This is a genomic window from Acinetobacter pengchengensis, assembly GCF_982235305.1.
In genome coordinates this window covers 722458-744522 of record NZ_CEVATJ010000001.1, presented here as the reverse complement: position 1 = coordinate 744522, position 22065 = coordinate 722458, and the positions used below count along the sequence as shown (strand labels likewise).

General features: G+C 42.0%; 17 protein-coding genes and 1 pseudogene. 15 read left to right on the top strand and 3 right to left on the bottom strand.

All coding sequences use genetic code 11. The features are described from left to right. Nucleotides 1–205: 205 nt before the first annotated feature. The 8 genes from sdsA (at nt 206) to AC0T5Z_RS03580 (ending at nt 10902) form a co-directional block, all read left to right on the top strand. Nucleotides 206–1183, top strand: coding sequence for an All-trans-nonaprenyl-diphosphate synthase (gene sdsA / locus AC0T5Z_RS03615; RefSeq protein WP_291333828.1), 978 nt, complete (start codon nt 206–208; stop codon nt 1181–1183). A gap of 12 nt (nt 1184–1195) precedes the next feature. Continuing rightward, nucleotides 1196–3256, top strand: a complete 2061-nt coding sequence (locus AC0T5Z_RS03610) for a site-specific recombinase (RefSeq protein WP_435337368.1) — start codon at nt 1196–1198, stop codon at nt 3254–3256. Between the two features lie 142 nt (nt 3257–3398). Beyond that, nucleotides 3399–4016: a phosphatase PAP2 family protein gene (locus AC0T5Z_RS03605; protein ID WP_435337367.1), complete on the top strand. Its 618-nt coding sequence runs from the start codon at nt 3399–3401 to the stop codon at nt 4014–4016. 21 nt (nt 4017–4037) lie between these two features. Continuing rightward, complete coding sequence (locus AC0T5Z_RS03600) at nt 4038–5300, top strand: efflux RND transporter periplasmic adaptor subunit (RefSeq protein WP_291333834.1); 1263 nt, start codon at nt 4038–4040, stop codon at nt 5298–5300. 13 nt (nt 5301–5313) lie between these two features. Next, nucleotides 5314–8493 carry an efflux RND transporter permease subunit gene (locus tag AC0T5Z_RS03595; protein ID WP_435337366.1) on the top strand — a complete coding sequence of 1060 codons (3180 nt, stop codon included), beginning with the start codon at nt 5314–5316 and terminating at the stop codon, nt 8491–8493. Further along, complete coding sequence (gene adeK / locus AC0T5Z_RS03590; protein ID WP_435337371.1) at nt 8493–9938, top strand: multidrug efflux RND transporter AdeIJK outer membrane channel subunit AdeK; 1446 nt, start codon at nt 8493–8495, stop codon at nt 9936–9938. The genes AC0T5Z_RS03595 and adeK overlap by 1 nt, the downstream gene beginning before the upstream one ends. Before the next feature lie 141 nt (nt 9939–10079). Beyond that, nucleotides 10080–10436: a YbjQ family protein gene (locus AC0T5Z_RS03585; protein ID WP_435337365.1), complete on the top strand. Its 357-nt coding sequence runs from the start codon at nt 10080–10082 to the stop codon at nt 10434–10436. 31 nt (nt 10437–10467) lie between these two features. Beyond that, nucleotides 10468–10902, top strand: coding sequence for a YbjQ family protein (locus AC0T5Z_RS03580; RefSeq protein ID WP_435337364.1), 435 nt, complete (start codon nt 10468–10470; stop codon nt 10900–10902). A gap of 193 nt (nt 10903–11095) precedes the next feature. Here the strand turns inward: AC0T5Z_RS03580 and AC0T5Z_RS03575 are convergent, their stop codons facing one another. After that, entirely contained in the window at nt 11096–11902 is an 807-nt protein-coding gene (locus AC0T5Z_RS03575) for an SDR family NAD(P)-dependent oxidoreductase (protein WP_435337363.1), read from the bottom strand. 42 nt (nt 11903–11944) lie between these two features. Then, nucleotides 11945–12613 carry a hypothetical protein gene (locus AC0T5Z_RS03570; RefSeq protein WP_291333844.1) on the bottom strand — a complete coding sequence of 223 codons (669 nt, stop codon included), beginning with the start codon at nt 12611–12613 and terminating at the stop codon, nt 11945–11947. 251 nt (nt 12614–12864) lie between these two features. On the opposite strand from AC0T5Z_RS03570, the gene AC0T5Z_RS03565 reads away from it, so the two are divergent. The 6 genes and pseudogenes from AC0T5Z_RS03565 to AC0T5Z_RS03540 all read left to right on the top strand — a co-directional run bounded on the left by AC0T5Z_RS03565 (nt 12865) and on the right by AC0T5Z_RS03540 (nt 19618). After that, nucleotides 12865–15759, top strand: a complete 2895-nt coding sequence (locus tag AC0T5Z_RS03565) for a valine--tRNA ligase (RefSeq protein ID WP_435337362.1) — start codon at nt 12865–12867, stop codon at nt 15757–15759. A 217-nt stretch (nt 15760–15976) separates the two neighbouring features. After that, nucleotides 15977–16909: an IS5 family transposase gene (locus tag AC0T5Z_RS03560; protein ID WP_005103080.1), complete on the top strand. Its 933-nt coding sequence runs from the start codon at nt 15977–15979 to the stop codon at nt 16907–16909. Nucleotides 16910–17024: 115 nt separating this feature from the next. Continuing rightward, a complete protein-coding gene (locus AC0T5Z_RS03555) occupies nt 17025–17456 on the top strand; it encodes a hypothetical protein (protein ID WP_435337361.1) in 432 nt (143 codons plus the stop codon). Nucleotides 17457–17509: 53 nt separating this feature from the next. Then, a complete protein-coding gene (locus tag AC0T5Z_RS03550; RefSeq protein ID WP_473786262.1) occupies nt 17510–18538 on the top strand; it encodes an IS701-like element ISAba11 family transposase in 1029 nt (342 codons plus the stop codon). A gap of 51 nt (nt 18539–18589) precedes the next feature. Continuing rightward, nucleotides 18590–18709: pseudogene (locus tag AC0T5Z_RS03545) on the top strand (hypothetical protein); the annotation flags it as partial. A gap of 231 nt (nt 18710–18940) precedes the next feature. Beyond that, nucleotides 18941–19618 (top strand): YetF domain-containing protein, encoded by a 678-nt coding sequence (locus tag AC0T5Z_RS03540; RefSeq protein ID WP_435337668.1) that lies wholly within the window; start codon nt 18941–18943, stop codon nt 19616–19618. A gap of 270 nt (nt 19619–19888) precedes the next feature. Here the strand turns inward: AC0T5Z_RS03540 and AC0T5Z_RS03535 are convergent, their stop codons facing one another. After that, nucleotides 19889–21172 (bottom strand): MFS transporter, encoded by a 1284-nt coding sequence (locus tag AC0T5Z_RS03535; RefSeq protein ID WP_435337669.1) that lies wholly within the window; start codon nt 21170–21172, stop codon nt 19889–19891. Nucleotides 21173–21399: 227 nt separating this feature from the next. On the opposite strand from AC0T5Z_RS03535, the gene AC0T5Z_RS03530 reads away from it, so the two are divergent. Next, on the top strand, nt 21400–22053 hold the full coding sequence (locus AC0T5Z_RS03530) for a 1-acyl-sn-glycerol-3-phosphate acyltransferase (RefSeq protein ID WP_291338811.1): 654 nt from the start codon (nt 21400–21402) through the stop codon (nt 22051–22053). Nucleotides 22054–22065: the final 12 nt, after the last annotated feature.

The following is a 22065-nucleotide window of genomic DNA, read 5'->3' as shown; positions in this document are numbered from 1 at the left end:
GCCAAGTTGAGCAAACAACTGAATTTACCCACAAAGTTATTGACTTCCTTTTCCAGTAGAATTAACAATTACAGCATTTGACAGTTGACTAACTATTGCATTCATTGCGGTATTTTCGCAGACTTAAGCAGTTCCCTTAGCTGTAAGATAAGTTACAACTGATTCAAGTACGTTGTCATTCAATATTATTGAGGTTTCCCTTCACATGACCATCGACTTTAAGCAAGACATTCTCGCCCCTGTTGCTTCTGATTTTGCTGCGATGGATACTTTTATTAATGAAGGGATTACCTCTAAAGTCGCGTTAGTGATGGCGGTCAGCAAGCATGTGGTTGAAGCTGGCGGTAAGCGGATGCGTCCAATTATGTGCCTACTTGCGGCCAAAGCTTGTGGTGCAGAAGATTTGGAACGTCAGCGTAAACTGGCGGCCATTATTGAAATGCTGCATACAGCAACTTTGGTGCATGACGATGTTGTAGATGAGTCAGGTTTACGTCGTGGTCGCCCAACAGCCAATGCAACATGGAATAACCAGACTGCAGTTTTAGTGGGTGACTTCTTAATTTCCCGCGCCTTTGACTTATTGGTCGATTTAAACGATTTGGTGTTGCTGAAAGACTTTTCTACGGGCACTTGTCAAATTGCCGAAGGTGAAGTTTTACAATTACAGGCACAGCATCAACCTGATACCACAGAACAAATTTATTTAGACATTATTCACGGAAAAACTTCACGTTTATTTGAACTGGCAACCGAAGGTGCTGCAATTTTAACTGGTACACCGCAATACCGTGAGCCTTTGCGTTTATTTGCAGGACACTTTGGTAATGCCTTCCAAATTATTGATGATATTTTAGATTACACCTCAGATGCTGAAACATTAGGTAAAAATATTGGCGATGATTTAATGGAAGGCAAACCGACTTTGCCTTTAATCTCTGCTTTACAAAATACAACAGGCGAACAACATCAAATTATTCGTCGCAGTATTGCCACAGGTGGTACTTCAGACCTCGATCAGGTCATTGCGATTGTGCAGTCCTCTGGCGCTCTCGATTATTGCCGCCAACGTGCCACAGAAGAAACTGAAGCCGCAATTACCGCTTTAGAAGCATTGCCAGATTCAGAGTCTCGTCAGGCCTTAAAGAATTTAGCCTTATTGGCTTTACATCGCATTCAATAGTTTAAGCAGCTTATGCATATAAAATTCAACGATTTATTTAGAAAAATGCAAGAACAGCTGGATACACCGAAAGCTGTTTTGGATGAAAATCTGCTGATTGAACTGGTCAATCGTATCCGTCCAAGTGACACTCAAGATTTAGAAGAAACCCATCAAAAGTTTCAGGCTTTTTTACAAGCCCTTCTGCTGACGCCTGATGCCAGCTCAACCTTGCAACATTTTGTTTTACGTCTAATCAATCAATACAAACAGACCAGTTTATATGCCGACACAGGTATTTTATCGCTCGATGGCTTTTGGAATCAGTTGTTTCAGCGTTTAGGCGCGCATTTTTTACCGCTGATTCATGATGAAAGCCAACTGCAAGATTTAGTCCGTCGGGTTTTTCCACTGCGTAGTGACAAATACTGGCTCGGCAATATTGAAGATGCCGAATGGCAGCAATTATTTACTTTACTGAATCGCGGAAATGGTGGACAAACGCAAAAACGACTGATTCGCAGTGAAATTATTAAAGCCCTGACAGTGTTGTCGTATCGGGTCAGTGGGATTGGTTTATATCCTGAATTTATAAATGCCTACCCTGAACTGAGTGAGTATGATTCACCTTTTTTGGCACAAAACCGTGAAATCAACGAGTTTATTCAGCTTTATAAAATTGCCGATCAGCAACACGATCAAATCAGTGCCATTCAACCACCCGATGCCTCTCAAGCTTTAGTGATGATTGACCAATGTCATGATGTCAGCAGTAAAATTCGTCGTGCCACTAAACGAACTGGCGTCAGTATCAGCCTGACCTATTTATTGTCTTTACTGGAACAATGTTTAGAGCGGATTGAACTGTTGCTAAATTTAATCGTGGCGCAAGACAAAGTTGCTTATGTTTCGGCAGGACAATTACTGGTAGATGTAACTTCGGCGTTGTATAGCGAACGCAGTGTACGCTCATTGCTTGCAGAAAATAGTGAGTTAATTGCCTTGCAAGTCACTGAAAATGCTAGTAAAACAGGTGAGCACTATGTAAGCACCGATAAAGACGGCTTTTGGAGCATGTATAAAGCTGCAGCAGGTGCAGGTGTTTTAATCGCCATGATGGCGACTTTAAAAACCCTCGCCTCGCGTTTAGTCCTTGCCCCGATGATGCAGGCTATCATCAACAGCATGATTTATTCATTTGGTTTTATGCTAATTCATGTCTTGCACTTTACCGTTGCCACTAAACAACCCGCGATGACTGCAGCAGCACTAGCCTCGACGGTTCAACACCGCAAAGGCTCTAAGATGGCGCAAATAGCCGAACTTGCTGCCTTAATTATTAATATTATCCGTACGCAATTCGTCGCCATTTTGGGCAATATTTCGATTGCGATTCCAGTTGCAGCCTTAATTGCGTTTAGTTGGGATGCGATGTTGCATGAACCGTTGATGTCACACGCCAAAGCATCCCATTTGCTGCACGACTTGAATCCGTTTACGTCACTTGCCATTCCGCATGCCGCCATTGCCGGGGTATTTTTATTTCTGTCTGGTTTGATTGCAGGTTATTTCGATAACATGGCGGTGTATCGAAAAGTCGGGCCACGCCTAAAAGCCCATCTGCATTTAAAAAAGCTACTCGGACAAGAACGTCTCAATATATTTGCCACTTATATAGAACGAAACTTAGGGGCTTTGGCAGGTAATTTCCTGTTCGGGATTATGCTCGGGAGTACCGCAACACTGGGATATATTTTGGGTTTACCTATTGATATTCGCCACATTGCCTTCGCTTCGGCCAACTTTATTCAGGGTTTAATGAATATTAATGGCTCACCTGAAATTGGCCTGATTATTGTATCATTTTTAGGCGTGCTGCTGATTGGTTTAACCAACTTATTTGTCAGTTTTACTTTAACCATTATTGTGGCTTTGCGTGCACGTCGGGTACGCTTTGAACAGTGGAAACCTCTGGCAAAACTGGTGCTGACTCACTTTTTAACCCGTCCGAGTGACTTTTTTTGGCCCCCGAAACAACCCCTTACTGTAGATGATGATTCATCTTCAAATACTGATCGGAATGATAAAATTTAGTGCACATTTACGCTGCACACCAAGTAACAAAAAAAGAAATTCTTCTCATTTACATTGGCTTGAAATAAAGTGTACTGACTAGTACACTTTATTCCATTCATCAATCGTGCGCAAATCGGTTAAACTTACAGGGATTTTCAGCATGCCTAAAATACTGCTTTATCTCGGTAGTTTACTATTTATAATCAGTGTTTTAGTGCTAAATATTCCAAGTTGGCAACAGGTTGATTTTGCCATTGTGGAGTTTGTAAGTACTCAACGAACCGCACATTTGAATCTATTGGCAATCACATTTTCTGTATTAGGTGGCTTGCCATTTGTATTATTTTTAACATGCCTATGCTGTTTCTATTTGGCTTGGTATAAAAAATACGCAAAAATTGTTTTTATCAGTGTAGGACTGGTCGTAAGTATTGCGCTGTCGTGGCTGCTCAAATACCTATTCGCGCGACCCCGCCCGCCTGAAGCATTGCATTTGGTGGAAACTTTTGGCGATTCATTTCCTAGTGGCCATAGTTTTTATGCTGCAACTTTAGGTTGTTTGGTGATTTACCTGAGTTTGCAACATCCAGCACATAAAATTTTATCTGTGTGTGCATGGTTGTGGATGTTGCTGATGGGCATTTCCCGTGTGTATTTGGGAGTGCACTATCCTTCAGATGTCCTCTCCGGTTGGAGCATAAGTTTTATTTGGATCACATTATGGTATCTGTTTTGCGCTCATTATCTGCAAGACAAACCAATACATAAGTTTAGATAAAAATCTAATAGAGGTGAAAGAATGATGTCTGCAAAGCTTTGGGCTCCCGCCCTGACTGCTTGCGCATTAGCCACAAGTTTAGCGCTTGTGGGTTGTAGCAAAGATCCAAAAGATGCGCAGCAAGCAGGTGCAGCTCAGCAAATGCCACCGACTGAGGTTGGTGTACTAGTGGCACAGCCACAAAGCGTGGAACAGTCTGTAGAACTGTCAGGACGTACCACAGCCTTTGAAATTTCAGAAGTTCGCCCACAAACGAGTGGTGTGGTTCTGAAACGCTTATTTACCGAAGGCAGCTACGTACGTGAAGGTCAGGCACTTTATGAAATTGACTCGCGCACCAACCGTGCCAGTTTAGACAGTAGCCGTGCAGCACTCACCCGTCAACAAGCACAACTGAATGTGTTGCGGGTTAAAGAAGGTCGTTACCGCCAACTGGTGGGTAGCAATGCCATTTCTAAACAAGAATATGATGACATTGTGGCACAGGTCAAACTTGCCGAAGCCGATGTTGCTGCGACTCAAGCAGAAGTACGAAATGCCGAAATTAACTTAGGTTATTCGACTGTACGCGCACCAATTTCAGGGCAAACTAACCGCTCTACGGTAACTGCAGGTGCACTGGTTACGGCGAATCAAGCGGAACCCTTAGTGACTATTCAGCGCTTAGACCCAATTTATGTAGACATCAATCAGTCTAGCGCAGAATTACTACGCTTACGTCAGCAATTGAGTCAGGGCAGTTTAAACAGCAGCAACAACACCAAAGTGAAGTTAAAACTTGAAGATGGCAGCTACTACCCTGTTGAAGGTCGTTTGGCTTTTTCTGATGCCAGCGTGAACCCAGAAACAGGAACGGTGACTTTACGTGCCGTGTTCCCTAATTCAAATCACTTATTGTTGCCTGGTATGTTTGCCACTGCGCAAATTGTGCAAGGTGTGATTCCTAACGCGATCTTGATTCCACAAGCTGCGATTAGCCGCACCCCAACAGGTCAGGCAATGGCGATGATTGTGAATGCTAAAGGTATCGTTGAACAGCGTCCTGTGACCACTGTCGGTACGCAAGGCAGCAACTGGATTGTGACTGAAGGTCTGCAAACTGGCGATAAAGTGATCGTAGAAGGTGTTGCTAAAGTAAAACCTGATCAGCAAGTGGTTGCTAAGCCATATCAACCGCAAGGCGCTGCTCCGCAAGCCGCACCTGCCGCACCAGCAAAATCGGGTGATGCCAAACCAGCCTCAGAAGCCCAAGCCACTGAACCAAAAACTACTTCAAATGCATAAGGAGTAGACGTCAATGGCTCACTTTTTTATTCATCGCCCCATTTTTGCATGGGTGATTTCATTGGTAATCATGTTGGCGGGGATTATTACCCTCACCAATATGCCAATTGCCCAATATCCGACCATTGCACCGCCAACGGTCACCATTGCTGCAACCTATCCGGGTGCATCTGCTGAAACGGTGGAAAACACGGTAACACAAATCATTGAACAGCAAATGAACGGCTTGGATGGACTACGCTATATTTCATCCACCAGTGCGGGTAATGGTGCTGCATCCATTACATTAAACTTTGAACAAGGCATCGACCCAGATATTGCACAGGTTCAAGTACAGAATAAATTACAATCTGCTACGGCGCTGTTGCCTGATGATGTGCAACGTCAGGGCGTAAAAGTCACCAAATCAGGCGCAAGCTTCTTACAGGTTCTCGCTTTTTACTCACCTGATGAAAGCCTTTCTGCCGATGACATTAAAGACTATGTTAACTCTAACATTTCTGAACCGCTGAGCCGTGTTGCAGGTGTGGGTGAAGTGCAAGTCTTTGGTGGCTCATACGCTATGCGTATTTGGATGGATCCTGCCAAAATGGCAAGTTTGCAAGTCACACCAAGTGATATTGCTCAAGCCATTCGCACCCAAAACGCACAGGTTGCGGTAGGTCAATTGGGCGGCGCACCTGCAATTCAAGGTCAAGCTTTGAATGCGACGGTAACTGCGCAAAGCTTGCTGCAAACACCTGAACAATTTAGCAATATTTTCCTAAAAAATACCGCTTCGGGCGCTCAAGTGCGCTTGGGTGATGTGGCACGAATTGAACTTGGTGCAGACAACTATCAGTTTATTTCTAAATACAACGGTAAGCCTGCAGGCGGTGTCGCAATTAGATTGTCTACAGGTGCTAACGCCCTCGATACTGCTGCTGCTGTCGAAGAACGTCTCAAGCAATTACGTCCTAACTACCCTGAGGGTTTAAAGGATGAATTGGCCTTTGATACCACGCCATTTATTGAACTTTCGATTAAGAGTGTTGTTAAAACCTTAATTGAAGCGATCATTTTGGTCTTTATTGTGATGTTCCTGTTCTTACAGAATTGGCGTGCCACCATTATTCCAACTATGGCCGTGCCTGTGGTGGTACTGGGTACTTTTGCCGTAATCAATATGTTTGGCTTCTCGATTAACACTCTGACCATGTTTGCCATGGTACTGGCGATTGGTTTATTGGTCGATGACGCAATTGTCGTGGTGGAAAACGTAGAACGTGTCATGGTCGAGGAACATCTTGACCCTGTAGCGGCGACTGAAAAGTCCATGAAACAGATTTCAGGCGCACTGATCGGGATTACCTCGGTATTGTCTGCAGTATTCGTACCTATGGCATTCTTTGGCGGGACGACAGGTGTTATTTATCGTCAATTCTCCATTACCCTTGTGACTGCAATGGTGCTATCACTATTAGTAGCATTGACCTTTACCCCTGCCCTGTGTGCCACGATTCTCAAACAGCACGATCCAAACAAGCCAGAAAGCAACGGTATTTTTGCACGTTTCTTCCGCTGGTTTAACCGCAGTTTCGATAAGCTCTCAGTTAAATATCAAGGCGGTGTTAACCGCATGACACATCATAAAATCTTCTCGGGGGTTTTATATGTAGTGGTACTGGGCATTATTGTTTTAGTGTTCCAAAAACTACCATCTTCATTCTTGCCTGATGAAGATCAGGGCGTGGTGATGACACTGGTACAACTCCCACCAAATGCAACCTTGGAACGTACTGAAGCTACCATGACCAGCATGACTAACTTTTTCAGAGAAAATGAAAAAGAGCATGTGCAATCGGTGTTTAGTGTTTCGGGCTTCTCTTTCTCAGGGATTGGTCAAAACGCAGGTATGGCGTTCATTAAGTTAAAAGATTGGAGTGAGCGTACCAGCCCTGAATCACAAATTGGTGCAATTATCCAACGTGGTATGGCACTGAACATGATTGTGAAAGATGCGACTTACATCATGCCATTACAGCTTCCTGCCATGCCAGAATTAGGTGTCAGCTCAGGCTTTAACTTGCAACTGAAAGATGCTGCGGGCAATGGTCATGAAAAACTCACCATGGCACGAAATATAGTGTTGGGTGAAGCAGCGAAAGACCCACGATTAATGGGTGTGCGTCCAAATGGTCAAGAAGATACACCTCAGTACCGTATTATTATTGACCAAGCGCAAGCAGGTGCGGCAGGTGTCAGCATTGCTGAAATCAACAGCACGATGGCAATGGCTTGGGGTGGTTCGTACATCAATGACTTCATTGACCGTGGGCGTGTGAAAAAAGTCTATGTACAAGCTGAATCAGACTCACGCATGATGCCTGAAGACCTGAACAAGTGGTATGTCCGCAACAACAGTGGTGAAATGGTGCCATTCTCTGCCTTTGCAACCGGTGAATGGACTTATGGTTCACCGCGTTTGGAACGCTATAACGGCGTATCTGCCAAGAACATTCAGGGTGCGCCTGCGCCAGGTGTCAGTTCTGGTGAAGCCATGCAAGCAATGGAAGAAATTGTCGCAAAACTACCGTCTATGGGCTTAAACGGCTTTGACTATGAATGGACAGGCTTATCGCTTGAAGAACGTGAATCGGGCGATCAGGCACCATTCCTCTATGCACTGTCATTACTGATTGTATTCTTGTGTTTGGCGGCCTTGTATGAAAGCTGGTCTATTCCATTCTCGGTGCTGTTGGTGGTACCGTTGGGTATTGTCGGAGCATTATTGCTTACCTTCGGGGGCATGATTTTGTTCAAAAACCCGAACCTATCCAACAACATTTACTTCCAAGTGGCAATTATTGCCGTGATTGGTTTATCAGCCAAAAACGCGATTTTGATTGTGGAATTTGCCAAAGAGCTACAAGAAAAAGGTGAAGACCTGTTTGAAGCGACTTTGCATGCTGCAAAAATGCGTTTACGTCCAATCATTATGACCACACTGGCCTTTGGTTTTGGTGTATTGCCACTTGCACTTTCATCAGGTGCGGGTGCAGGTAGCCAACACTCGGTCGGTTATGGTGTTTTAGGTGGTGTGATTAGCTCAACCTTGTTAGGGATCTTCTTTATTCCTGTATTCTATGTCTGGATTAGAAGTATCTTTAAATACAAACCAAAACAACAAAATCATCAGGAGCATGTATCGTGATGCAAAACTTATGGTCGCATACAGGCCGTGGTATTGCGGTTTCTGCCCTCGCACTTGCTTTGACAGCCTGTCAAAGTATGCGTGGGCCAGAGCCCGTCGCTCAGGCAAGTATTCCGAGCAGCTATACTGCTGCTGCATCGGGTACTTCAATGGCTGAACAAGGTTATAAAGATTTCTTTGCCGATCAACGCTTATTACAAGTCTTGGATATGGCATTGAACAATAACCGTGATTTACGCACAGCGACGCTGAATATCCAACGTGCCCAACAAGCCTATCAAATTACCGAAAACAACCAGTTACCTACCATTGGTGCAAGTGGCAGTGTATTGCGTCAAGATACCTTGAGTACGACTAAGCCTGTAACAAGCTACAATGTTGGCTTAGGTGTGACTGCTTATGAGTTGGACTTTTGGGGACGTGTACGTAGCTTAAAAGACAATGCATTGGACAGCTATTTAGCCACCCAAAGCTCGCGCGATGCCACACAAATTGCCTTGATTGGTCAGGTGGCGCAAGCATGGCTCAACTACTCGTTTGCCAATGCCAATTTGAAACTGGCAGACCAAACCTTAAAAACTCAGCTTGAATCTTACAATCTGAACAAGAAGCGTTTTGATGTCGGTATTGATAGTGAATTACCTGTCCGTCAGGCACAAATTTCTGTCGAAACTGCACGTAATGACGTTGCCAACTATAAAACCCAAGTCGCGCAAGCACAAAACTTGCTGAACTTGTTGGTGGGCGAACAAGTTCCAAGTGCGTTATTGCCAACGCAGCGTGTGACACGTATTACCAACACTACCGCATTTGGTGCAGGTTTACCTAGTGACTTGCTGAATAACCGTCCTGATATCCGTACTGCAGAGTATCGACTGTCGGCTGCGGGTGCCAATATTGGCGCAGCAAAAGCACGTTTATTTCCAAGCATTAGCCTTACGGGCAATGCTGGCTATGCGTCAACTGACTTGAGTGATTTGTTTAAATCAGGCAGTTTTGTTTGGGCAGTAGGCCCAAGCATCGACTTGCCAATTTTTGATTGGGGCACACGTCAAGCCAACATCAAAATTTCAGAAACAGATCAGCAAATTGCGTTGGCTGATTATGAAAAATCAATTCAGTCTGCGTTCCGCGAAGTAAATGATGCTTTGGCAGTTCGTCAAAATATTGGTGATCGTTTAGCGGCACAAAAACGCTTGGTTGATGCGACCAATACCACTTACAAATTGTCTAATGCACGCTTCCGCGCAGGCATTGACAACTATTTAACCGTGTTGGATGCGCAGCGTACGTCTTATGCAGCAGAACAAGGTTTATTGTTGTTGGAACAAGCTAATTTGAACAATCAGGTGGAGTTGTATAAATCTTTGGGTGGCGGTGTAAAAACCAACACTTCAGATGTCACTTCGCAACCTGCATCATCGGCAGAACGTAAATCGCAATAAGTCTTTGCGTCTACCTCAAATTGCTGCTTAACAGTTCAAACACAAAGACTAAATTAGCTCACTTCGGTGGGCTTTTTTTATTGCTTTTTGCCAATACATTTCATATCTTCAATATGCCTTATTTTTAAATATTAGAATCTTATGTTGCTCAGTAATCTTGAATCTATACCGGGTCATCGTATTTCACGACAAATTGATGTGGTCTATGGCAGCACAGTACGCAGTAAGCATGTGGGGCGCGATTTGTTGGCAGGGCTCAAAAATATTGTCGGCGGTGAATTAACGGCTTATACCGAATTACTAGAAGAATCACGTCAAGAAGCAATGGATCGTATGATTGCAAAAGCACGTGGTTTAGGTGCCAATGCCATTGTCGGGATTCGCTTTTCTACCTCAAACATTGCCCAAGGTGCTTCAGAACTATTTGTTTATGGCACAGCAGTAGTGGTCGAGGCAGATATTCCTAAACTTCCAGATCCATTTCCAGTAAGCCCTTAAGCCAAAGATGATTAAACAGGAATAACATCACATGGATAATTTAATTCTGCAAATTGTTGTCTTTGCGATTTTATTTGCCGTAGGTTTTGGTTTTGGGCGATATAATGAACGCAAACATTTCAAATATTTAGCCGAACAAGAACTGCGTTTAAGCTATATACAGATTGACAATAACCGCTTCCAGACCAGTCCCAATTTTGGGCAATTGATACACAGTAATGTGGTCATTTCTCACGATTATTTTAAGTTTGTGATTGCCAATATTCAGAACTTTTTTGGCGGACGATTGACCAGTTATGAAAGTATTGTCGAGCGGGCGCGTCGTGAAGCCATCGTCCGTTTAAAATTAGATGCTGAAAAAATGGGGGCAAATCATATTATGGGCCTGCGTTTAAGCACTACAGAATTAGGGATGCAAGGCGGTATGGTCGAAGTTTTTGCTTATGGAACGGCGGTCCAGAAATAATTTTATCCCCCTTTCTTATAAAGTGATGCTGCTTATTTTGCAGAAGAGAAGAAGTATCATATGCTTTCACGTAGGGTGAAATTTAATAATCAAAATTCCCTCTCCTGAGCAAGTTTTAAAATACTGTTGAAAACAAAGCGCAAGTGAGGGTTAAGCAGAAATACTTTTTTAATTTCATAGATCGATAAAAAAGTCACTTCACTTTGGTTTTACGAATCATTTTATATAAAGCACTTGGCGATAAACGCGACACCAACACACCCAGTTTTTCTTTAGTGCCACCGACCACAATATATTCATCACCAGCCATGAGTGCTTTGACGGTGGTTTGAGCAAAAACATCAGCATCTAAACCATTTTCAATGGCTTCATCTTGATGTCCTTGTGGTTTGCCTTCACCATTCAACGCATTAAAAGACACATTGGTATTCACAAAACCAGGGAATACCACTGAAACCTGTACGCCCTGCTCTGCCACTTCGGCACGCAAACTATTCGCCCACATGTGAATGGCACTTTTCGCTGCAGAATATGACGCGCGATATTGCGTACCCAATAGGGCTGCAACACTAGACACAAAAATAATGCGGCCATGTTTTTGCTGTAAAAAGGTCGGCAAGACCGTTTTGGTCAGAAAGACCTGAGAAAAATAATCCACTTCCATAATGGTGCGTTCGGTTTGCATAGTGGTATCGGCAATTAAAGCGCGCTGACTTAAACCTGCATTATTTATTAGCCAATCAATGCGTCCTTTACGTGCCAAAACTTGCTCATAGGCATGTAACACCTGACTTTCATTGGTAATGTCTGCACATACAGAAAGATGACGTTCAGGATTCAGCAAACTCATGCGTACTTTTTCAAGTTCTTCATAACGACGTGCGGTTAAAATCACTTGGGCTCCTTGTAAAGCACACGCTTTTGCCAATGCCTTACCAATGCCAGAAGATGCACCTGTAATCCACACCACTTTATGTTCCAAGTTTTCCCGTTTTGCCATAACCGTTTGTCCGCGTTATTGAAAAATTTAAGTCATCAACATTTAAGTCTTTGGCTTTGCAGGATGCTGCAAAAACCCAAGAAAATGGTTTAAATATATTTCTGCGCTTTCTAAATCGAATTGCGCACCCATTTTGTCTAAGCGTTTATACCCCAGTTGCGTAGTCAAATGAATCACGCCGTTTAAAGTTTTATCAACCACCAAATTAAATTTCAGCATTTTTTTCGGATCACGAATTAAATAACATACGCCCTGATCAATAATTTGAGTGAATCCTTTAAATGCTGGCGCAATACATGCACCGTTGCCCTGACGAATTTGCTCAATGCAACCCAAAGTTTCTTTCATGACAATGCTATCGACAGGATAAGTCACAAAAGCTTGTCCTTCCTGCTGATCCATCATGCTTGCCAGATAATTCACCATAGGCGTTAAGCGTTCATTGCCAAAAAAAGACACCGACCACGGCATATATTTTTGCATGGTTTGTATGACTTGCTGAATTATTTTTTCGGACTCACCGTCTAGTGAATGGCTAGAACGTGACATTTCACCAAAAAGCTGCTCAATAATTTCACAAGAAATATCAGTCAGTACCGCCCCCAAAGCTTTAGATAAACTTTTAATTTCACCCGCATTGAGTTGTTGATGAATGTGTTGAAATCTTTGATATGTTTCTGGTTTTAATTTTAAAGATACAGCATAAGTCATAACTGAACTTGCCTATTTTGACCGTATTGATGTGTTTTCATCTATTTTAAAATCCGTTGCTTAAACCCAGTTTAAAACAGTGTTGCAGGCAACGGAGAACTTGAAGTTTTTATCATACTTATCCTCCATCATACGATGAGTTTGCCCAACTGCCAATTGCGATAAGTTTGGCTGAGTTGAATCTCGCTTAGCGGGCGATTTTTTTGCTACAATAGATGCAATTTTTTATTCACTTTTAACCTGTTCTTACTATGACTGATTCAGCGCAAAATATTGCTACAACCTACGATCCTACCGAGATCGAGAAAAAATGGTACAAGACTTGGGAACAAAACGGCTACTTTAAGCCGTCTGAAAAAGGCGAATCATTCTGTATCATGATTCCGCCGCCAAACGTCACAGGTAGCTTGCACATGGGTCATGGTTTTAACAACGCCATTATGGATGCTCTCACTCGCTTTAACCGTATGTCGGGCAAAAATACCTTATGGCAACCGGGTACAGACCATGCAGGTATTGCCACACAAATGGTGGTAGAGCGTCAATTGGGTGCACAAGGCATCAGCCGTCATGATTTGGGTCGTGAAAAATTCATCGAAAAAGTCTGGGAATGGAAAGAACAATCTGGTGGCAACATTACTCGTCAAATCCGTCGCCTCGGTTCCTCAGTAGATTGGTCACGTGAACGCTTCACCATGGATGATGGTTTATCCAATGCTGTAAAAGAAGTGTTTGTAAAACTACACGAAGATGGTTTGATCTACCGTGGGAAACGTCTGGTTAACTGGGATCCAAAACTGCAAACTGCGCTTTCTGACTTAGAAGTTGAGTCGGATAAAGAAGAAGCAGGTTCATTGTGGCACTTCAAATATTTCTTTGAAGACAAGTCACTTCGCACACACGATGGTAAAGATCACATCGTGGTTGCAACGACTCGTCCTGAAACATTACTGGGTGATACTGCCGTTGCAGTTGCGCTTGATGATGAGCGTTATGCGCACCTTGTTGGTCAAAACATCATCCTGCCAATCACTGGTCGTGCGGTTCCAATCGTTAAAGATGAATACGTCGACAAAGAATTCGGTACAGGCTGTGTAAAAATTACCCCTGCGCACGACTTCAATGACTATGAAGTGGGTAAACGCTGCGAATTGCCAATCATCAACATCTTCAACAAAAATGCGGAAGTGTTGGCTGAATTTGAATACATTGCGAAAGCGGGCGAGCAAATTTCTAAAACTATTCCTGCACCTGCAGACTACATTGGTTTAGAGCGTTTTGAAGCACGTAAAAAGATCGTTGAACAAGCGGAAGCTGAAGGCTGGTTAGACCAAATCCAACCGTACACGTTGAAACCACCTCGCGGTGACCGTTCAGGCGTGATTGTTGAACCTCTACTCACAGACCAATGGTATGTAAAAATTGCGCCACTTGCTCAACCTGCCATTGAAGCGGTTCAAGACGGTCGTATCAAGTTCGTACCTGAACAATACAGCAACATGTACATGGCGTGGATGAACAACATCCAAGACTGGTGTATCTCTCGTCAATTGTGGTGGGGTCACCGTATCCCTGCTTGGTACGATGCTGAAGGGAATGTGTACGTTGGTCGTGACGAAGCAGAAGTTCGTGCGAAAAACAACATCCCCACTGACGTTGAATTGAACCAAGACGAAGACGTACTCGATACATGGTTCTCATCGGGTCTTTGGACATTCTCAACCTTAGGTTGGACGGGCGACGAAGCGAAAGATAAAGAAAACTATTTCTTAAATACCTTCCACCCGACTGATGTATTGGTGACTGGTTTTGACATCATTTTCTTCTGGGTGGCGCGCATGATCATGATGACCATGCACTTCATGAAAAATGAAGATGGCACACCGCAAGTACCGTTCAAAACTGTGTACGTACACGGTTTGGTACGTGATGGCGAAGGTCAGAAGATGTCTAAATCTAAGGGCAATGTACTTGACCCATTAGATTTGATTGATGGTGTTGATTTAGAAACTTTAGTACAAAAACGTACAACAGGTTTGATGAACCCGAAACAAGCGGCGAAGATTGAAAAATCAACCCGCAAAGAATTCCCAGAAGGGATTCAGGCTTATGGTACAGATGCGGTTCGTTTTACCTTCTGTGCATTGGCAAACACAGGTCGTGACATCAAGTTTGATATGAAACGTGTGGAAGGTTATCGTAACTTTGCCAACAAAATTTGGAATGCAACTCGTTTTGTATTGATGAATGTTGAAGGTCAAACGGTTGGTCAAGAAGCACGTCAAGACCTTTGGGAATTACCTGAACAGTGGATTGTAAGCCGTTTACAAAAGGCAGAGCAAGCCGTTCATCAAGCCTTTGCAACTTACCGTTTAGACTTGGCTGCGCAAGCAATTTATGACTTTATTTGGAATGAATACTGCGACTGGTATGTAGAGCTGACCAAACCTGTTCTGAATGATGAGTCTGTTTCTGAAGAACGTAAAGCCGAAGTGCGTCGTGTATTACTTGCGGTGATGGAAGCTTCTTTACGTCTCGCTCATCCAATCATGCCGTACTTGACTGAAGAAATTTGGCAAACCCTTGCGCCAATGATTGGCTTGGGTGGCGAAACCATTATGTTGGCAAACTACCCTGTTGCAGATGAAGCCAAAATCAACGAACAAGCCGAAGCAGATATGCAATGGCTACAAGGTTTGATTGGTGCGGTACGTAACATCCGTGGTGAAATGGGTCTAGGTAATGCACGTTTATTGCCTGTACTTTTACAGAACACGACTGAAGCAGAAAAAGCACAAATTTCTCGTATTGAACCGTTGTTTAAAGCATTGGCGAAAGTTGAAAGCATTACTTTCTTGACGGATGGCGAACAACCGCCATTGTCTTCATCGAGTGTTGTCGGTCATGTGTCTGTATTCGTTCCAATGAAGGGTTTAATTGACCCGAAAGCGGAATTGGGGCGTTTGCAAAAAGACTTAGACAAGGTTCAAAAGCAGCATGACCAAATTGCAACTAAACTTGCGAATGAAGGTTTTGTGGCGAAAGCCCCTGCAGCTGTGGTTGAAGGCGAGAAAGTGAAACTTGCTGAATTTGCAGATCAGTTAGCGAAAATTAAAGCGAATATGGAGCAGATTGCGGCGCTTTAATATGTTGTTAGTTTGATCTAAATTGTGTATAAAGGGCTGAATATTCAGCCCTTTATTTTTTATGCAATATCATCGCGAAGAAGAACTTAAAAATAGATTAAATAATTTTTTCATCACACAGTTTTCTCTCCCTGAAGATGATTACTATAGTCGTCTTGATAGTGGCTTTGTTGCACAAACCTAGCATCAAAAGCTTATTCAGCAATATAATTTCAAAATGAATAAGCCTGCCTCTAAAATCTACCGTACAACCAATTGGTCATCCTATAACCGAGCCTTAATTAACCGAGGTAATATTTCCATTTGGTTTGATCCAAAGACTCAGTGGTATGCACAATCACAAGGCAAGCAAGGTCGAAATCAAACCTACTCCGATACAGCGATTCAATGCTGCTTAATGATCAAATTACTATTCCGACTCTCTTTACGTATGGTCACAGGTTTTGTTCAAAGTCTGATTAAACTCTCTGGATTAGATTGGACAGCTCCGGATTATTCCACCCTTTGTCGTAGACAAAAGCATATTGATATTGCGATTAGCTATCAAAAAAGTAGTGATGGACTGCATCTACTCGTAGACTCTACTGGTTTGAAGTTTCTTGGTGAAGGTGAATGGAAACGCAAGAAACATGGGGCTGAATATCGTCGCCAATGGCGTAAGCTTCACATTGCTATAGATGCTAAAACCCTGCAAATACGTGCAGTACAACTCACCACAAATAATGTCAGTGATTCTCAAGTACTCGAAGATTTACTTGCTCAAATTCCCTTGGATGAACCAATTGATTCTGTTTATACAGATGGTGCTTATGACACAAAGCACTGCCGACAAGTCATTTTAGATCGAGATGCACATGCGATCATTCCACCTAGAAAGAATGCAAAGCCTTGGAAGGATCAGCAAGCGAGGTCTATAGAGCGGAACGAATTATTAAAGACAGTCAAACGGCTAGGCAGATCGCTTTGGAAAAAGTGGTCTGGTTATCACCGTCGAAGTTTGGTTGAAACCAAGATGCATTGCATCAAATTATTAGGCGATAAATTAACAGCGCGGAGTTTTCCAAGTCAGGTGAATGAGATCCATGCACGCATGGCAGTCTTGAATAAATTCACAGAATTAGGTCGCCCTCATACCCAAGTTGTCTCTTAAATTTGAGTAGCTTAAGGGAACTCAGCCTTTCAAACCTTTATGCAACAAAGCCCTTGATAGTGAAAAAATTATTTCTTTAAAAATAGCTCTCTCTGATATCAATAACTTATTAACCATGAAAATAACAATTTCATTTGTTAATTGGATTACAAAGAAATTTAATCTTTCTCAAGAATCAGAAGAAAAAATCATGAATGAAATTTTATCAACAAAACCCAGTACTAATGGCTATGATATTGTTTCAGACGAAATCGTAAAATTGATAGCTGAAGTTAAATGTAATATTCCAATTAATGCTGGTAAAAAATACGGATCAGCCCAACGCAACGGTATAACTAAAGATTTAAATAATCTTCTTTATGGAAAAACTAAGTCCAAGTTTGATACCAATGAATATCTAAAATTTATGGTTTTTTTAGAAAATGAATCTGTAAGATCTGCTAACCAACATTACACTCACCTATCAAAAGAATTCAGAGAAAAATTAATTGTTGTTGATGAAAAAACTATATTTGATCGAAAGGACTGCGTTTATTTGATACATTAGGACTTACGCATTGACGGATTCAAAAAAGTATTAAAATACTTTATAAAGTATCTGTGATCAGACGAATTAAAAATGCTTCTACAGCAACTTGTACTCTACCCATTTATATGGGCTTTCTCATGACAGAACCGAACTCTATTAGCTGCACACAACTTGCCGAGACTTATAATATCTCGCATGATAGTGTAAATCGCTTTCTAGAGCGTGAAGACTACACACCTCACGACCTATATCAAGAAGCAATTCAACATATTGATAATAATAAACTTATAGTCAGTATTGATGATACTGTTTTAGATAAACCATATAGTCAACATATGGACTTAGTTAGCTATTTTTGGTCAGGCAAACACCACCGATCCGTCAAGGGTATTAATCTCATTACCTTGTATGCGACAGATCAAAATGGTCAAAATATTCCAATTAATTTCCGAATTTATGACAAATCTGAAAGTAAAACCAAGAATGATTACTTTATGGATATGTTAAGTGAAGTACTCAGTTGGGGTGCAAAGATTCAATTTATTACAGGTGATAGTTGGTATTCATCGACTGGAAATCTAAAAACCATAAGAAAATATGGTATTCGATTTATGTTTGGTATCGACTGTAACCGTAAGGTTTCCCCAGAAAAAGGACAATGGTTTCAACTGCGTTTATTGCCAGATTTCCATCAGGGTCAAGTGGTCTGGCTCAAAGATTTTGGCTTTGTACAATTATTTAAGACTCAGTTAAAAGAACAGCAGAGGTTTTATATTGTGCATCAAGATGAAGATGATTTATTGTCCTTTGATGGTTTTCATGAATTACATTCAAGTCATTGGAAAATAGAACAATATCACCGAGTGATTAAACAGGTTTGTCATATTGAAAAGTTTCAAGTAAGACGATCTAAACTGATTTTGAATCATATTTTTTCAGCCTTGATGGCCTACGTCGAGATACAAAAGAACCAGTTTGAGGGGATCTTTGAAAATGTATATCGTTGGCAGAAGAAATTATTTAGACCAATCATCAAAGACTTCATTGATGACTTTATTCTCGATAAAAATCATCTGCTACCACAGAGAATCTATAAATGATAGTGCGTAAGTCCTATACATATAAATTTTATCAATTGATTTTAATTATAAAAAGACCTTCATAAGGTTTATAAGCAACATGACCAAATTGCCACTAAACTAGGCAATGAAGGTTTTGTCGCGAAAGCGCCTGATGATGTGTTTAAGGCGAGAAAGGGCTTTGTTGCATAAATATGTAAGCATCTGATTTAAATAAATTTAATTTTGGATCAAAGAGTAATCAAAACTTTTAAAATCATATAGTTATGAAATCTTTGTGCAACAAAGCCGTTTTTAGACAATATAACTGTTTTTTACTTTCCTAAACCACTCAAATAATTTCAGTTCTTTACTCAAAACCACTATTTTACCCACCCAATTTAAGCATAGTATCAAGCATCAAAATAACAAAATAGACAATCTATGGATTGGTTCACCATCTTTATTCACGACACCACATGGACATTTGTTGCTGAATTAATGATTCGTGCGGCACTCATGTTTAGCATGATTATTCTATTTTTGCGACTTACAGGGAAACGCGGAGTACGCCAGCTTTCTATTTTTGAATTGGCCATTATTTTATCGCTCGGTTCTATTGCGGGCGACCCCATGTTCACTGAAGATTTACCTTTGGTACACGCCTTGGTGGTGATGACAGTAGTGATTGCAATGTATCGCCTGACCACATGGCTCATGATGAAATACCAACCCTTTGAAGATTTGATTGAGGGTAAATCGCTGTATATTGTAGAAAATGGCGAACTGGTCTTAGAAAAAATTAAATACGGCAAAATGTCGCATGATGAATTCTTTGCCGAAATGCGCCAACAAGGTGTGGAGCATTTGGGACAAGTACGTGTCGGTTTACTAGAAAGTGATGGTAAATTCAGCATGTTATTTTTTCATGACGGTGCCACACGCTATGGTTTACCCTTATTTCCTAAAGCTTGCCAACCCGTGTACCGCACAACTCCAAACACATATTATGCCTGCATGTATTGTGGGCATGTTCGTTTACTTGAACACGCCAATGAAGCCTGTCCGCGTTGTAATCACCAACAATGGACACTGGCAATCAATACTGCATATCGCAGCTAGAGTATGTTGATTTTAGCTGCAACACACCTCTATGCGACTTAAATTGTCGCAGGATTGTCATAATTCAAAGTTATACTGCCTACGCTGCCGAAGTGAAGCACTCAAAGCGCAAATAATAATTTTTGAAAATACAAAAACGAGATCGGTATTCGCTTCAATGTGGATACCTTTTATACTCCAGCGACTCTTTAAAGGTCGCTTTTATTTTTTCCGCTCAATGACTTTTTAACGTGGTTTAGGTCTGTCATCCTGTCTTGATGATCTACCTTCTTATTCAAGTGCTGATGATTGAACACTTTTCGCAAGCTTTGCCCATTTCCAAATCGGGACAAGGCAAAAAATCGCAACAATACAAATCAACAGCAAGTAATTCGCGTAGCCTAAAGCATCGCCTAAGATTCCACTCAGGGTATAGAGTACCCCGCTCACAGTCGCCATAATCGCAACCTGAAATGTAAAATCAGTCCCTGCATATTGTTTACGGCTGTACTGCATAATCAAGGTTAGCATCACCACAAGTAACATGGCAGAGCACAAATCTTCCGCAGCATTAATGCTATAAATCAGCCAGTGTCCCACATCAACTTGCTGTTCATATAAGCCCGCCAAATAAGCATAGGCCGCTAAACTCAAAATTTTAAGCACAGAAAAAATGATGAGGGCATACGCTCTAGACCACCATTTCAGCATCAACCCTGCGATGCCTGCACCCAACAAAGCGGCCATTGCCCCCAACATGGTCACGTAAATGCCAATTTGAGCAAAGCTTAAGCCTAAATCCACCATTAAAGGCTTTAATAAAGGACCAGCCAAACCATCGGCAATTTTAAAGCTGAGTAACACCCACAGCCATGCGTACAGCACAGGCGTTTCCACAAAATAGCGCAGATATTCACGAATCGCAGCAAGGCGTGCGGGAAATGACATTTTGCTTTGAGCTTGAACAAGCACTTGTTTAGCCGCATGTTGTGGCTCTTTAAACATTAAAATGGGTAAGGTATTTAAAAACACCAATGTCGCTAAAATCAGAAAGATTTTTTGCCAGTCTAGCCAATCCAATGCCCACAGAATTGCACCACCACCCACAATAAAGCCCAGTCGTGAACCAACCACCTGAAAAGTATTGCCCCAATGTTGCTGTTTGGCTTGTAAAATATTGACAGCCAAACCATCGGTGGCAATATCTTGGGTTGCACCGACCAAATTCATACTGAGCAAAGCCACAAAAAACACCCACAAATAGATAGGATGATTTAAAGACTCAATCGGTAAAAAGGACAGCCCGATCAGCACCAAAACACTCAGCCATTGGCACGGCAAAATCCAGCTACGATAATGCCCCAAATATGAATATCCAAAGCGATCCACCAATGGCGCCCAAAATACTTTAATTGACCACGGCAGCATTAACAAACCGAAACCGCCAATGTGTGCCAAAGACACTCCTTGCGCACGTAAAATCACAGGCAAGGCATGGGTCATAAAACCAACAGGCAAGCCCTGCGCCCAATACAGAGAAAATAACAACAAATAGGTTCGGCGCAAATTGGGCATGGTTTCTCAATTTAAATATGGGCAAAAGATCAAAATAGCGCAGTGCTATACTAAAATTTTGAATAATGGATTGTTATTTTTCATCACTTTCACATTCAGATTTTGACTATTTTGCCAATGAATCAGACAAAGCGAAAGTCTAATATCTTGAATAGATTTAGATTCATGCGTCATGATATTGGATCTTTCTTGTTGTTAATCACGCACGTCAGGATGACATCGCATTCATGAAACTCAGCAATCCTTTTGCACGCAGTGCACGGCAATTTCCACAGTTACCCGACCAAGTTCCACAACGTGGAACAGCCAGCAGCCGTGCTTTATTTAAAAATATCTTTTTGGCGCAAGGCTGGCAAATGGTGGGCGAATTTCCTAACTTGCCCAAAGCAGTCGCCATTATTTCTCCGCATACTTCAAATATTGATGCGTGGCATGGTTTTACCGCCCTACTCGGTTTAGGTATTCAAATTACTATTTTTGGTAAGCACACTTTATTTAAAACCCCGCTCAAGCCACTGTTAAACTGGATTGGGGTGATTCCTGTGGTGCGACATTCTCCACAAGGTCATACCCAAGATATTATCGAGATTATACGAAAAAAAGAAAAAATCTGGATTGGCATGGCGCCCGAAGGCACACGTAAACAAGCCGAAAATATCCGCAGTGGCTTTTACCATATTGCCTACGGCGCCAATATCCCAATTGTGATGTTCTCTTTTGATTATGCACACAAAACCATTCATATTTTGGGCGTGTTTCATCCTACGGGCGATTATGCTCAAGATTTAGATGCAATTTATACGCAATATCACGGCAAGTTTTCGGCTAAAAATCCACATTGGTTGGCAAAACCGTTACAAAAGCTTTTGAAAAAGGGCTAGTCAAAGTTTCTA